Annotated in this window: 11 protein-coding genes; 8 read left to right on the forward strand and 3 right to left on the reverse strand. The window is 71.8% G+C overall.

What is annotated here, in order from left to right:
• Positions 1-52: 52 nt before the first annotated feature.
• A complete protein-coding gene (locus tag E9934_RS13055; protein WP_136563334.1) occupies positions 53-562 on the reverse strand; it encodes an Lrp/AsnC family transcriptional regulator in 510 nt (169 codons plus the stop codon).
• Between the two features lie 129 nt (positions 563-691).
• Here E9934_RS13055 and hppD point away from each other — a divergent pair, with 129 nt between their 5' ends.
• From hppD to E9934_RS13090, 7 genes are all read left to right on the forward strand, one after another.
• Positions 692-1,912, forward strand: a complete 1,221-nt coding sequence (gene hppD, locus E9934_RS13060; protein WP_136563335.1) for a 4-hydroxyphenylpyruvate dioxygenase — start codon at positions 692-694, stop codon at positions 1,910-1,912.
• A gap of 53 nt (positions 1,913-1,965) precedes the next feature.
• Positions 1,966-3,186, forward strand: a complete 1,221-nt coding sequence (locus E9934_RS13065; protein WP_136563336.1) for a homogentisate 1,2-dioxygenase — start codon at positions 1,966-1,968, stop codon at positions 3,184-3,186.
• Entirely contained in the window at positions 3,183-3,926 is a 744-nt protein-coding gene (locus E9934_RS13070; RefSeq protein WP_136563337.1) for a hypothetical protein, read from the forward strand. Before E9934_RS13065 ends, E9934_RS13070 begins: the two co-directional genes overlap by 4 nt.
• Positions 3,923-5,038: a fumarylacetoacetase gene (gene fahA, locus E9934_RS13075; RefSeq protein WP_136563338.1), complete on the forward strand. Its 1,116-nt coding sequence runs from the start codon at positions 3,923-3,925 to the stop codon at positions 5,036-5,038. The genes E9934_RS13070 and fahA overlap by 4 nt, the downstream gene beginning before the upstream one ends.
• Positions 5,035-6,276, forward strand: coding sequence for a Glu/Leu/Phe/Val dehydrogenase dimerization domain-containing protein (locus E9934_RS13080; RefSeq protein WP_136563339.1), 1,242 nt, complete (start codon positions 5,035-5,037; stop codon positions 6,274-6,276). The genes fahA and E9934_RS13080 overlap by 4 nt, the downstream gene beginning before the upstream one ends.
• A gap of 89 nt (positions 6,277-6,365) precedes the next feature.
• Positions 6,366-6,557 carry a hypothetical protein gene (locus E9934_RS13085; RefSeq protein WP_136563340.1) on the forward strand — a complete coding sequence of 64 codons (192 nt, stop codon included), beginning with the start codon at positions 6,366-6,368 and terminating at the stop codon, positions 6,555-6,557.
• A gap of 68 nt (positions 6,558-6,625) precedes the next feature.
• Entirely contained in the window at positions 6,626-9,208 is a 2,583-nt protein-coding gene (locus E9934_RS13090; protein WP_158294997.1) for a LuxR C-terminal-related transcriptional regulator, read from the forward strand.
• A gap of 14 nt (positions 9,209-9,222) precedes the next feature.
• On the opposite strand, the gene E9934_RS13095 is transcribed toward E9934_RS13090, so the two are convergent.
• Positions 9,223-9,750: a hypothetical protein gene (locus E9934_RS13095; RefSeq protein WP_136563342.1), complete on the reverse strand. Its 528-nt coding sequence runs from the start codon at positions 9,748-9,750 to the stop codon at positions 9,223-9,225.
• Positions 9,747-10,184: a hypothetical protein gene (locus E9934_RS13100; protein WP_136563343.1), complete on the reverse strand. Its 438-nt coding sequence runs from the start codon at positions 10,182-10,184 to the stop codon at positions 9,747-9,749. The genes E9934_RS13095 and E9934_RS13100 overlap by 4 nt, the downstream gene beginning before the upstream one ends.
• Positions 10,185-10,286: 102 nt before the next feature.
• On the opposite strand from E9934_RS13100, the gene E9934_RS13105 reads away from it, so the two are divergent.
• Positions 10,287-12,806, forward strand: a complete 2,520-nt coding sequence (locus E9934_RS13105) for a LuxR C-terminal-related transcriptional regulator (protein ID WP_136563344.1) — start codon at positions 10,287-10,289, stop codon at positions 12,804-12,806.
• Positions 12,807-12,808: the final 2 nt, after the last annotated feature.

Here is a 12,808-nt window from a genome sequence, read left to right on the forward strand (position 1 = left end):
CCTCCTCGACCAACGAGAGGCCGGCGCCTGCGGCGCCGACCGATGGAGTGGCTCAGGCGCGGTAGGCGGGGGCGCGACGGCTCGGTGGCGGCTCGGTGCTGGCGAGCAGGGGCAGGACGCGGGGGGCGACGAGGGTCGACAGCACCATCACGCTGGTCGAGCGGACGACCGACGCGGACTGGTCGATGCGGACGAGGGTGGCCTGCAGCTCGGGGTGCGAGCGCGTCGCGATGCGGCACAGGACGTCGTAGGAGCCGGTGGTGACGTAGGCCTCGAGGACCTGCGGGATCGCGGCCAGGTCGGCGGCGACCTCGTCGAGCGCACCTTGGGAGATCTCCAGGGTGACGTAGGCCTGCACCTCGTAGCCCGCCGCCGCGACGTCGAGGGTCGGGTCCCAGTCGGCGATGACGCCGGCCTCGGCCAGTCGTCGCAGCCGGCTCTGCACGGTCGCCCGGGCGACCTGGGTGCTGCGGGACAGCTCGAGATCGCCGGCCCGCGGGTGCTCGGTGAGAGCGGTGAGCAGCGCGATGTCGACCTGGTCGAGGGTGAGCGGACCTGCCATGAACTGATGCTAGGGGCGAACTAGTCAATCCGGACAGTTCTTCCCCCTCGGGCTCGGCAGAACTGACCGTTCTGCCCACCTCGAGATGCGCAGGTTGTGCGGTCATGCGCACACTGTTGTGCTGCTCGCATGTCCCTGCAGGAGACCCTGACCAGCGAGGAGCGGCTCGCCGAGCTCGACCTCGACACGTTGAAACAGCTCGTCGGCCTCGTCGAGTACGACGACCACGAGGACCCGTTCCCGGTGACCGGCTGGGACGCCGCCGTGTGGGCCGTCGGCAACGCCACCCAGTCCGCCCACTTCTTCGTCTCGGCGTTCGGCATGGAGCTGGTCGCCTACTCCGGCCCCGAGACCGGCAACCGCGACCACGTCGCCTTCGTGCTCAGGAGCGGCGCGGTCCGCTTCGTCCTCAAGGGCGGCGTCGACCCGAGCAGCCCGATCCTCGACCACCACCGCAAGCACGGCGACGGCATCGTCGACATCGCGCTCGAGGTGCCGGACGTCGACAAGTGCATCGCCCACGCCCGCGCCGTCGGAGCGACGGTCCTGGAGGAGCCGCACGACATCAGCGACGAGCACGGCACGGTGCGCGTCGCCGCGATCGCGACGTACGGCGACACCCGGCACAGCCTCGTCGACCGCAGCCGGTACGACGGCCCGTACCTCCCGGGCTACGTCGCTCGCAGCTCGGGTTTCGACAGGCTCAACCGCCGAGGGGGCGAGGGTGCGCCGCGCCGGCTGTTCCAGGCACTCGACCACATCGTCGGCAACGTCGAGCTCGGCCGGATGGACGAGTGGGTGGAGTTCTATCGCAAGGTCATGGGCTTCACGAACATGGCCGAGTTCATCGGCGACGACATCGCGACCGACTACTCGGCGCTGATGTCGAAGGTCGTGGCCAACGGCAACCACCGCGTGAAGTTCCCGCTCAACGAGCCGGCGGTCGCGAAGAAGAGGTCGCAGATCGACGAGTACCTCGAGTTCTACGACGGGCCCGGCGCGCAGCACCTCGCGCTCGCCACCAACGACATCCTCGACACCGTCGACCGCCTGCGCGCCGAGGGCATCGAGTTCCTCGCGACGCCGGACTCCTACTACGAGGATCCCGAGCTGCGGGCCCGCATCGGCGAGGTCCGGGTCCCGGTCGAGGAGCTCCAGAAGCGCGGCATCCTGGTCGACCGCGACGAGGACGGCTACCTCCTGCAGATCTTCACCAAGCCGCTCGGCGACCGGCCGACCGTCTTCTTCGAGCTCATCGAGCGGCACGGCTCGCTCGGCTTCGGCAAGGGCAACTTCAAGGCGCTCTTCGAGGCGATCGAGCGCGAGCAAGAGCGCCGCGGGAACTTCTGAGGTTTCGAGGCTCGTCGCTAGGGCTCCTCACACCTCAACCACCGGGAGAGACCATGTACTACCAGCGGATCGGCGACGTACCGCCGAAGCGGCACACGCAGCACCGCGCCGAGGACGGCTCGCTCCACTTCGAGGAGCTGATGGGCGAGGAAGGCTTCTCCTCCGACTCCTCGCTGCTCTACCACCGCACGATCCCGTCGGCGGTCGTCGAGGCGCGGGTCTGGGACCTGCCCGACCTCACCACGACCCCCAACCACCCGCTCGTCCCGCGCCACCTGCAACTCCACGACCTCTTCGACGAGACGGCGTGGCGTGACATCGATGCGGTGACCGGCCGGCGGCTGGTGCTCGGCAACGGCGACGTCCGGATCTCCTACGCCGTCTGCGGGAAGGCCTCGCCGCTCTATCGCAACGGCATCGGCGACGAGTGCGTCTACGTCGAGTCCGGCACCGCGCTCGTCGAGACCGTGTTCGGCGTACTCGAGGTCGGCCAGGGCGACTACGTGATGCTGCCGCGCGCGACGACACACCGCTGGGTGCCGACGGGACGCGAGCCACTGCGGCTCTACGCGATCGAGGCCAACAGTCACATCACCCCGCCGAAGCGGTACCTGTCCCGCTTCGGGCAGCTGCTCGAGCACGCGCCGTACTGCGAGCGCGACCTGCGCACGCCGGCCGAGCCGCTGCTCGCGGACAAGGTCTCGACAGGCTCGACCCCCGACGGAGTCGAGGTCTTCATCAAGCACCGCGGCCCGGGCCCGGGCGGCATCGCGGGCACGGTGCACGTCGTGCCGGACCACCCGTTCGACGTGGTCGGCTGGGACGGCTGCCTCTATCCCTACGTCTTCAACATCGCCGACTTCGAGCCGATCACCGGCCGGGTCCATCAGCCGCCGCCGGTGCACCAGGTCTTCGAGGGACACAACTTCGTGATCTGCAACTTCGTGCCGCGCAAGGTCGACTACCACCCGCTGTCGATCCCGGTGCCCTACTACCACTCCAACGTCGACTCCGACGAGGTCATGTTCTACGTCGGCGGCGACTACGAGGCACGCAAGGGATCGGGCATCGGCCAGGGCTCGATCAGCCTGCACCCGGGCGGTCACGCCCACGGGCCGCAGCCGGGCGCCTACGAGAAGTCGATCGGCGTGGAGTTCTTCGACGAGCTCGCCGTCATGGTCGACACCTTCCGACCGCTCGAGCTCGGCGAGGGCGGCCAGGCCTGCGACGACGGCATCTACGTGACGTCGTGGGTGCGGGGGTCCGACCGATGAGGCTGCCGCTGCTGCTGGACGACGCGGCGGTCTTCCCGCCCGGCAACCTGCCGCTGGCCGAGGCCGTGGTGGCGCACCGTCGCCACCGGGAGGCGTGGTACGCCGACCTGGTCGGCCCGCTCGTCGTACCGGCCTCTGCGCTGGGCACGGTGGGCGATCTCGGCGGCGAGGCCCCCCTCGACGTGGCCGTCGTCGTTCCTGACGCAAGGGCCGCGGCGGCCACGCTGGCCGAGGCTCCCGACGGCGTGCGCGTGGTCGCTCTCGAGGTCACCGCCCCCGACATCCCGGGCCTGCAGGCGGCTCTCGGCGAGCCCGAGGGCGTCACCGTGTACGTCGAGCTCCCGCGCGACGAGGGCCGCGACGCCGTCATCGCGGAGCTGACCGGCACGTCGTACCGGGCGAAGGTGCGCACGGGCGGGGTCCGCGCCGACCTGTACCCCGACGAGACCGAGTTGGCCGCGACGATCACCGCGCTGGTCGCCGCGGGCGTGCCGTTCAAGGCCACGGCCGGCCTCCATCACGCGGCCCGCAACACCGACCCGGACACCGGCTTCGAGCAGCACGGCTTCCTCAACCTGCTCGCGGCGGCCGTGCCGGGTGCCGACGCGGCGGCACTCCTGGCCGAGCGCGACCCGCGCCGGCTGCCGCTGCCGGACCACTCGCTGTTCGGTTCCTTCGGCACCTGCTCCATCGCCGAGCCGGTCGAGGAGCTGGCCGCACTGGAGGTGACCGCACGATGAGCGAGCTGTTCGGTCTCACCAACCTGCCCTACGGCGTCTACTCCGTCGACGGCTCACCCGCCCGTTGCGCGACCCGGCTCGGCGACCACGTCGTCGACCTGGCCGAGCTGCTGGGCGAGGAGGTGTTCGCCCAGCCGACGCTCAACGCGTTCATGGCGCAGGGCCGCCAGCGCTGGGACGAGGTCCGCGCCGCGATCACCGCCGCACTGAGCGACGGCCTGCCGGAGCAGGGCGTGCACCCGATCGCCGACGTGAGGCTGCACCTGCCGTTCGAGGTCGCCGACTACGTCGACTTCTACGCCTCCGAGCACCACGCGTCGAACCTCGGACGGCTGTTCCGGCCCGACAACCCGGACCCGCTGCTCCCGAACTGGAAGCACCTGCCGGTCAGCTACACCGGTCGCGCGGCGTCCGTCGTCGTCTCCGGCACCGACATCGTCCGCCCCAGCGGTCCCCTGGCCGCCGGCGAGTTCGGTCCCACCGCCCGGCTCGACATCGAGGCCGAGCTCGGCTTCGTGGTGGGCATCGGCAACGAGATGGGTGCGCCGATCGCGGGCATCGACGCCGACGAGCACCTTTTCGGCGTGGTGCTCTTCAACGACTGGTCGGCGCGCGACATCCAGGCCTGGGAGTACGTCCCCCTCGGCCCGCACCTCGGCAAGTCCTTCGCCTCCACGATCTCGCCGTGGGTGACGCCCATGGCCGCGTTGGCGCACGCCCGGGTGGACACGCCCGCGCAGGAGCCGGCCGTGCTCCCCTACCTCACCCTCGGGTCCGACCAGCGCCCGTGGGGCCTGGACATCGACCTGGAGGTCGAGTGGAACGGCGAGGTGGTCAGCCGTCCGCCGTACGCCTCGATGTACTGGTCGCCCGCCCAGATGCTCGCCCACCTCACCGTCAACGGCGCCCCGACCCGGACCGGCGACCTGTTCGCCTCCGGCACCATCTCGGGTCCGGCAGAGGATCAGGTGGGGTCGTTGATCGAGCGCGGCGAGGGCTTCCTCGAGGACGGCGACGAGGTCGTCCTCCGCGCCACCGCCCCCGGCGCCAACGGCACCCGCATCGGCTTCGGCGAGTGCCGAGGCCGCATCGTGAAAGGAACGACCCAGTGAAGGACCTGCTCGACCGCTTCGAGGCCAAGGCGCCCGAGATCGTCTTCGAGTGGCACGACGCCGAGACCGAGGCCAAGGGCTGGGCGGTGATCAACTCGCTGCGCGGCGGCGCAGCCGGCGGCGGGACGCGGATGCGCGCCGGCCTGGACCGCAGCGAGGTCGAGGCGCTGGCCAAGACGATGGAGGTGAAGTTCACCGTCTCCGGGCCCGCGATCGGCGGCGCCAAGTCGGGCATCGACTTCGATCCGCGCGACCCGCGTCGCGACGGCGTGCTCGCCCGATGGTTCCAGGCCGTGACGCCCCTGCTGAAGACCTACTACGGCACCGGTGGCGACCTCAACGTCGACGAGGTCCACGACGTGATCCCGCTGACCGAACGGCACGGCCTCTGGCACCCGCAGGAAGGGATCGTCAACGGCCACTTCGCCGCGGACCAGCGTGAGCTGGTGCAGCGGGTCGGCATGCTCCGGCTCGGCGTCTCCAAGGTGGTCGAGGACCCGCGCTACACGCCCGACCGGGAGTCGAAGTACACGATCGCCGACCTGGTCACCGGCTGGGGCGTGGCGGAGTCGGTCGTCCACTACTACGCGACGTACGGCGACCGCGACGGCGCGACGTCGGTCGCCGGGAAGCGGGTGATCGTGCAGGGCTGGGGCAATGTCGGCTCCGCCGCGGCGTTCTACCTCGCCCAGGCCGGCGCCCGGATCGTCGGCATCGTCGACCGTGACGGCGGGCTGATGAACCCCGACGGCTTCAGCGCGGAGGAGGTCCGCGCCCTGTTCGTCGGCAAGGACGGCAACCGGCTCCGGGCCGACGACCTGGTCCCCTTCGACGAGCTCGACGCCCACGTCTGGGAGATGGGCGCCGAGGTGTTCCTGCCGTGCGCGGCGTCGCGGCTCGTGAGTGCCGACCACGTGAAGAAGCTGGTCGCGGGTGGACTCGAGCTGATCTCGGCCGGCGCCAACGTGCCCTTCGCCGACCCGGAGATCTTCTACGGCCCGACCTGCGAGCTGGCCGACGAGCACGTCTCGGTGATCCCCGACTTCATCGCCAACTGCGGCATGGCACGGACATTCACCCTCCTGATGGAGGGCATCCCCGAGGTGTCGGACGAGGCGATCCTCGGCGACGTCTCCCGCACCATCCAGGACGCGATCGCCGCCTGCCGCGCACGGTCGGACCGCCGTACCCACCTGACGGCGACGGCGCTGGAGATCGCGCTGGCCGAGCTGGTGTGACCGGCACGGCTGCGCACCTCCGCGCCGGGTATCGCCACGAGTGGGAGCCGGGCACCACGGCCCGGACCGCAGGGGAAGGCGAGCCAGCGATGACGACAGACGGAAAGGACCCGCGCGTCGGCTCCGGTCGAGGCGGCACCCTCGGCACCGGCGCCCAGGGCGACCAGCCCGACGAGCTGCGGCCCGACAAGGGCGACGAGGACGAGAAGTTCGTGGTCAGCGGCGGCGGCGTGGCCGACGCGACCGAGGACGAGGAACCGGGTCCGACCGACAACGACTGAGCTGTGAGGCCGCCGCTTCGCTCGGCGTTCCGGAGACGAGCGGCTGGCGATCTCCTATGCTCCGCCGCATGCCGTGGCCGATCCTCGACCGTCCCGACGTGGAGGACCGGCTCGACCGCTCGCTGCGCGCAGCACCGCCGCGCGCGGTGCTGCTGCGAGGCACGTCGGGGGTCGGCAAGACGACCCTGGCCCGGCGGCTGGGCGAGCGGTGGTCCCGCCAGGGCAGAGCGACGACGGTGCTTCCGATCATCGGGCTGGCCGAGCTCCAGGACGCCCCGCTGGCACCCTTCGTGCCGCTCCTGCGTCCGCTCGGTCTGCGCTACCAGGAGCCGGCGGGTCTCACCGCCCGCGACCTGATCGCCTCGATCGGCACGCGCGCGCGGCAGGTGCTCGTCGTCGTCGACGATGCTCCGCTGCTCGACAGCACCTCTGCGGCCGTCGTCCATCAGTTGGTGCGTGCCTTCGGAGTGGCTGCCGTGATGACCGCGCGCACCGAGCACGGACTGCACGGACCGCTGGAGCGGCTGGCGGTCGAGGACGCTCTCGAGACGATCGACCTCGACGGGCTCACCCGGATCGACGTCGATGACCTGCTGCGACGACGCCTCGGGGCGACCGTACGTCCCGACGACGTGACCCGTCTCCACGAGCAGACGGGTGGCAATCCGCTCCACCTGCGGGAGCTCGTCGACTTCGCGGAGCGCCGTGGCCTGCTGCGGCGCGTCGGCGCTGGCGTCGAGATCGATCAGGTCGCGCTGCCGCTCGACCTGCACACCTCGATAGCCGACCGACTCTCCGACCTGCCGCCGGACGCACTGGCCGTCCTCCGGATCGTCGCCCTCGGAGCATCGACGCCGCGCTCGGTGCTGCTCCCCACGGCCGAGGAGCAGCGACTGGCGCTCGACCTGGTCGCGCGCAACCTGGTTGAGCTGCGCGGCGACATCCTGCGGGTCGCCCACCCGACCTTCGCGGAGGCCGTCACCGCCGGCCTCGACACCGCCCGGAGAGAGGCCGTCGTTGACACCGTTGCCGGCCGACTCGAGGCCAGCGGCGACGACGGGCTGAGGTTCACGGCAGTGCGCCTCCGGTGCGACACGGCCGCTGGAGCAGGCCGTGCCGATCTCGCGTGGGCCGTGCGGCACGCCTTCAGCATGGGTGCGCATCTCGTGGCCCACGAGCTCGGGGGACGGTTGCGATCGGCCGACGGCCAGGCACCGCCGTTCGGGACGGCCGTCGACGAGGCGAGCGCGCTGTCCTTCCTGGGCCGCCACGACGAAGCAGAGGCTGCGTTCACCCGAGCCGAGGCGACCGCGACGACATCGGCCGACCTCGCCCTGCTGGCGTCCCGATGGGGCAGTCACCGTGCCTACCGCCGCTTCGACGTCGCGGCGGCACTCGTGCTCGCCGCCCGGCTCGCCCCGCGTCTCGACGCCAGCGACCGCGCCCTGCTGGAGCCTGAGATCCGCACTTGGCGGATCCTGAACGGCGAGGCTCCCGGCGGCGCGGGCGATCCGCTGCCTGCGGGCGAGGGCGCTGCACCGGAGGTCGCGGTCCGCGGGGCGATCTCTGCGGTGATGCTCGACTCGATGAGCGGCCGGCTGGGTGGGGAGGCCGCCGACGTGCTGGCCCGCATCGAGCGCGAGCAGGGCATCCTCGATCCTTTCGCGGCGGCGATGGTGCACATCCAGCAGTACTTCCTCCTGCTCTCTCAGGGACGTGGCGAGGAAGCAGCCCGGGTGTGCGAGGAGCAGCGAGTCACCTGCACGCCCGATGCCGTGGGAATGTGGTCGCTGACCCTCGGCATCCACCGCATGTACGGCGGCCGGCTGGCCGACGCACTCGCGCTGGCCGAGCTCGCCGTGGCGCAGCTGCGCTGGCGGGATCCCCTCGGCTTCTTGGGATTCGCGGTGGCGCTGCAGGCCAATGTCGCGGCCCAACTGGGCCGCGACGGGGTCGCCCGCGAACTGCTCGCCACCCTCGTCCCGTCCCAGGTCGCCGACCCGAAGACCGCGTTGCAGCGGTCGGAGGCGCTGGCCTGGCTCACGGCGCGGTCCGGTGACCCGGCAGCGGCTGCACGCCTCGTCGTGGAGACGGCGCGCGCCGCTGCCGAGGCAGGGCACGACCTGGTGGCCGCGATCTCGCTCTCGGTCTGCCTGAGGGTGGGCCAAGCCCGACAGGCGGCCGGTCTGCTGGTCGAGATCCACGGCCGGGTCGGCACCGGACTCGGCCTCTATGACGACCTGACCGCCCTGGCCGGCGCACTCGACACTGCCGCACCCGATCCGGTCCGCGCCGTCGCGGCACAGCTCGCCCGGGCAGGTATGGAGGCCACCGCGATCGATGCGTTGCGACTGGCCGAGCAGATGCCGGATGCGCGCGCCCGGCCCGAGGTGCTGCGACGTCTGCAGCGCTCACGGCGCGACCTGGAGCAGCACAGCGACGTGCGCCCCTGGCACGTCGACGACACCGACGTGCTCACCGACCGCGAGTGGGAGATCGTCGATCTCGTCTGCCAGCGGCTGGCGAGCCGCGAGATCGCCGAGCGACTGGTGCTCTCGGTCCGCACGGTCGACAACCACCTCGCCAAGGTCTATCGCAAGCTGGGTGTCTCCGGCCGGGCCGAGCTGCGTCGGCTCCTCGACGAGAGCTGACCACGGTCGACGACCTATCCGACGTTGTCACCCACCGTGTAGCCGACCACCGCGGTGTCGGTCGACGTGTCTTCGTAGGCTGCGATCACGACTCCCCAGGTGTCGTTGGTGAGTTGGGCGCCGGGGACGCCGGCCTGGATCTCGGTCACGAGCTCGAAGCCGGCCTCCTCGAGCAGCCGGGCCGCCTCCTCGACGGCGCCCTGGGCGTCGGTGTCGACCTGGACGGCCACGGACCAGCCGCGACCTCCCGCCTCGTCGACCGCGACGCCGCTGAGGATCGTGCCGTCGACGAGCGGGATCTCGTCGGGGAAGTCGTCGGGCAGCTGGTCGCCGCTGACGTAGGAGTTGCCGTCACCGTCATCGATGCGGACCTCCCCGTTGTCGGTGTCGACATCGACATCGGCACCGTCGCCGAGCTGGTCCTCGACCACCTTCTCCGTGGCCTTCTCGGCGATGTCCTCGGCGGAGCAGGCCGTCACCAGGAGCATGCCGGTGACAGCAGCGCCGGCGGCGAAGGTCCTCCGGAGCGTCGCGGACCTCATGCCCGCGCACACTCCGTGTCTCCGTCGGGGTAGGACATCACGAGGCGGTAGTCGGCTGGGAGGCCGAGCCCCTGGGACGCGCTCCGGCTGATCAGGCAGTTCGCTGTCACGTCGTCCTTGCTGCCGCTGCTGAACCGGATCGTCAGCGTGGTGGTCGCGGCGTCGACCTCGTAGAAGTCGACGTTCGCCAGCGAGGTCCGCAGCACCGTGCCGAGGTTCTCGAGGACGGTCTCGACACCAGCCTGGTCAGGATCCTCGCCCGCGGCCGGCGGAGCGTCCGCCCCGGCGGCGCTCGACTCCTCCGACGTCCGGGACGTGTCCGAGGAGTCCATGTCGTCGTCGCTGTCCGAGCAGGCGGTCAGCAGAAGGCCGGCGGCGAGCAGCACGACGGCGAACCGGTGCCGGGACCGGAGTCGGGCGGGGTGCGATGTCATGGCGCGAGCATGGCCGCCGGGGCTCGCCGGCGTCGTGAGTACGACCTACTCAACCCGAGCGAACCGGCGGACAGTCGGCTGACGACTTCTGAGAATCACCGCATGCACATGGACGACCTGGTCGAGCAACTCGCGGCGAACGTGATCGACGGACGCTGCGTGGTCCTCTCGGGCCGACCCGGCAGCGGACGTACCCACGCCGCGCGACACCTCGGCGAGCTCCTGCAGGTCGAGGGCTACCGACCCCTCGCGGTCACCGGCTCCGACGGTGACGCGCGGGTCCCGCTCGGCGCCTTCGCGCCGCTGCTCGCCGCCCACGGGCTCGGCGTCGACGCCAACGACGACGAGACCTCGCTGGCCCTGATCGCCTACACCCGGCTGCCCTCACTGCTCGCCGGCAGTCGGGCCCCGGTCGTCGTGATCGTCGACGACGCCGACAGGCTCGACCCGGCCTCCGCGGTCCTGATCGGTCACCTGGCGCGCGCGGGCGTCCGCGCCGTGCTCACCACCTGCTCCGGCGCGAGGCTCCCCCGCGCCGTCGAGGACGGGATCACGACCGGGGCGTGGGTGGAGATCCGTCACGACGGCGCCACGACGGACGAGCTCCTCGCCCTCGCTGCCGCCCATGTCGGTGCGGAGCTGTCGGCGGGCGCCGCCGCGGATCTCCTCGCCCGCGCCGACGGGCTCCCCGCCATCGCTCGGGCACTGGTCACGACGGCTCTCCTTCGATCGGCACCCGGGGGCGCGGAGGTCGAGTGGCGGCACCCGATACCCACGACGGTGCGGCGCTGGAGCGTCGATCCAGCGGCGCTGGGCGCTGAGGAGCGCCGGGCGGCCGAGACCGTGGCCGTGGCAGGCCACCTTCCCGCGGGAGCCGTGGCCGCCGTCCCCGGACTCGACACGCTGGTGGGATCGGGCCTGCTGACGGAGACCGCCGGATCGATCGCCTTCACTCGCCGTCTGGACCGCGACGTGGTCCGGGCGTCCACCCCGGGCTCGGTGGCGCGACTGCGAGCGACGCGGGCGCACGAGGTCCTCCTGGAGGCAGGGCACCGCTGGCGTCCGCGCGCGACCCTGCTCGCCGTCCGAGCCGGACTCCGACCGGCCGAGGCCGACGTGCTGCACGCAGCGCGCCAGCCGGAGCTCACGTCGTCGGAGCAGGCCGAACTGCTCGCCGTGGCACCCGGCAACCATCCGGCAACGGCCCTCCTGCTGGGCGCCGCGGCGTCGGCAGCGGGAGACCTGGACACCGCAGGCGCGCATCTCGAGCGCGCCCGGGACCTGCTGGCGAGCGCCCCCGATCCGGTCGCGCATGACGAGCTCGCCGTCCGGCTCGCCCACGAGATCGGACTGCTCCACGCCGTACGCCGCGGTGATGCACCGGCTGCCGTCCGGACCGTCAACGATCTGTTGACGAGGGTGGACGGGACCTCGGCGCGCCGCCTGATCGAGACCGACCTGGTGAAGTGGCGCCTGATGGCGGGCGAGGAGGGCGTGAACGCCCCCGTCCTCGACATCCAGCACGTTGGCGCGGCCGGCACTGTCAGCGCGGCCATGATCGGCGCGATGATCGCCAGCCTGGACGGGACCCGCTCGGCGGCGGAGCGGGAGGTCGCCGCGGGCCTCGCGGCTCTCGAGCGGACCGATATCGCACCACCCCACGCCCGGAGCCTCCTGGACCTCTCGCGGTTCCTGGCGCTCGTCTTCGACGGCGAGCTGGGCACGGCTGACGAGCTCGCCACCCAGCGACGGGACACCTCCGCGCTCGACGCCGACCCCGCCCTGGGCATGTGGGAGTACGCCGCAGCGGAGCTCGCCCTGCACACGGGACGCCTCGACGATGCGGCCGTACTGAGCGAGCGTGCCGTCCGGCACCTCGCCTGGCACGACTTCACCGGCCTGCGCGCCAGCGCCGACGCCCTACGTCAGGCCGTGGCCGTCCGGCGAGGTGGAGCAACCTCAGCCCGGGTCTCTCCGGAGGATGAGCCGGACGTCAAGGCGGCGCTCCACCTCGCGCGGGTGGCGACCGCCCACAGTCCGGGTGCCGTGGGGGTGCTGGTGAACACCGCTTATCGGGCGCTCGCCGAGATGCACGGCCACCTGGGGATACTGGCGCTGGACGAGGCCTGGATGCTGAGCCGCTCCCCCGATCTTGCCGAGGAGATCGTCTCCCTCGCTGGACGCGGGGGCATCGCACAGGCTCTCGCGGATCGGGTGTCGGCACATGTCGACGGATCGGCGCACCAGGTGGCCCGCCACGCCGCCGAGCTCGAGGAGATCGGTCTGCTCGGACGCGCCGCCGACTGTTGGGAGCAGGCCGCCCGGCTGCACCAGGAGTCCGGACGCCACGACGCCGCCTCGCGGTGCCGGAGAGCTGCGACGGTGCTGCGCTCGTCCAGGGGACTCGGGACCTGGCCGGCCCGGACGGTGCTGCTGAGCCCCCGCGAGACGCAGATCGCCCAGTTGGCTGCACAGCGCGTCCGAAGCCGAGAGATCGGGGAGCGGCTCGGACTGTCGGTGCGGACCGTCGACAACCACCTCGCTCGGGTCTATCGCAAGCTCGGGGTCTCCGGTCGCGACGAGCTCGTGCTGGTCCTGGCCGAGGCCACGGGCGCTCGATGAGT

Source organism: Nocardioides caeni (genome assembly GCF_004912195.1).
In the GTDB taxonomy this organism is placed as follows: domain Bacteria; phylum Actinomycetota; class Actinomycetes; order Propionibacteriales; family Nocardioidaceae; genus Nocardioides; species Nocardioides caeni.

Bases quoted from the DNA above. Each gene is read 5' to 3' on its own strand.
- E9934_RS13055 (WP_136563334.1), bottom strand. From the start codon at position 562: ATGGCAGGTCCGCTCACCCTCGACCAGGTCGACATCGCGCTGCTCACC.
- hppD (WP_136563335.1), top strand. From the start codon at position 692: ATGTCCCTGCAGGAGACCCTGACCAGCGAGGAGCGGCTCGCCGAGCTC.
- E9934_RS13065 (WP_136563336.1), top strand. From the start codon at position 1,966: ATGTACTACCAGCGGATCGGCGACGTACCGCCGAAGCGGCACACGCAG.
- E9934_RS13070 (WP_136563337.1), top strand. From the start codon at position 3,183: ATGAGGCTGCCGCTGCTGCTGGACGACGCGGCGGTCTTCCCGCCCGGC.
- fahA (WP_136563338.1), top strand. From the start codon at position 3,923: ATGAGCGAGCTGTTCGGTCTCACCAACCTGCCCTACGGCGTCTACTCC.
- E9934_RS13085 (WP_136563340.1), top strand. From the start codon at position 6,366: ATGACGACAGACGGAAAGGACCCGCGCGTCGGCTCCGGTCGAGGCGGC.
- E9934_RS13090 (WP_158294997.1), top strand. From the start codon at position 6,626: ATGCCGTGGCCGATCCTCGACCGTCCCGACGTGGAGGACCGGCTCGAC.
- E9934_RS13095 (WP_136563342.1), bottom strand. From the start codon at position 9,750: ATGAGGTCCGCGACGCTCCGGAGGACCTTCGCCGCCGGCGCTGCTGTC.
- E9934_RS13100 (WP_136563343.1), bottom strand. From the start codon at position 10,184: ATGACATCGCACCCCGCCCGACTCCGGTCCCGGCACCGGTTCGCCGTC.
- E9934_RS13105 (WP_136563344.1), top strand. From the start codon at position 10,287: ATGCACATGGACGACCTGGTCGAGCAACTCGCGGCGAACGTGATCGAC.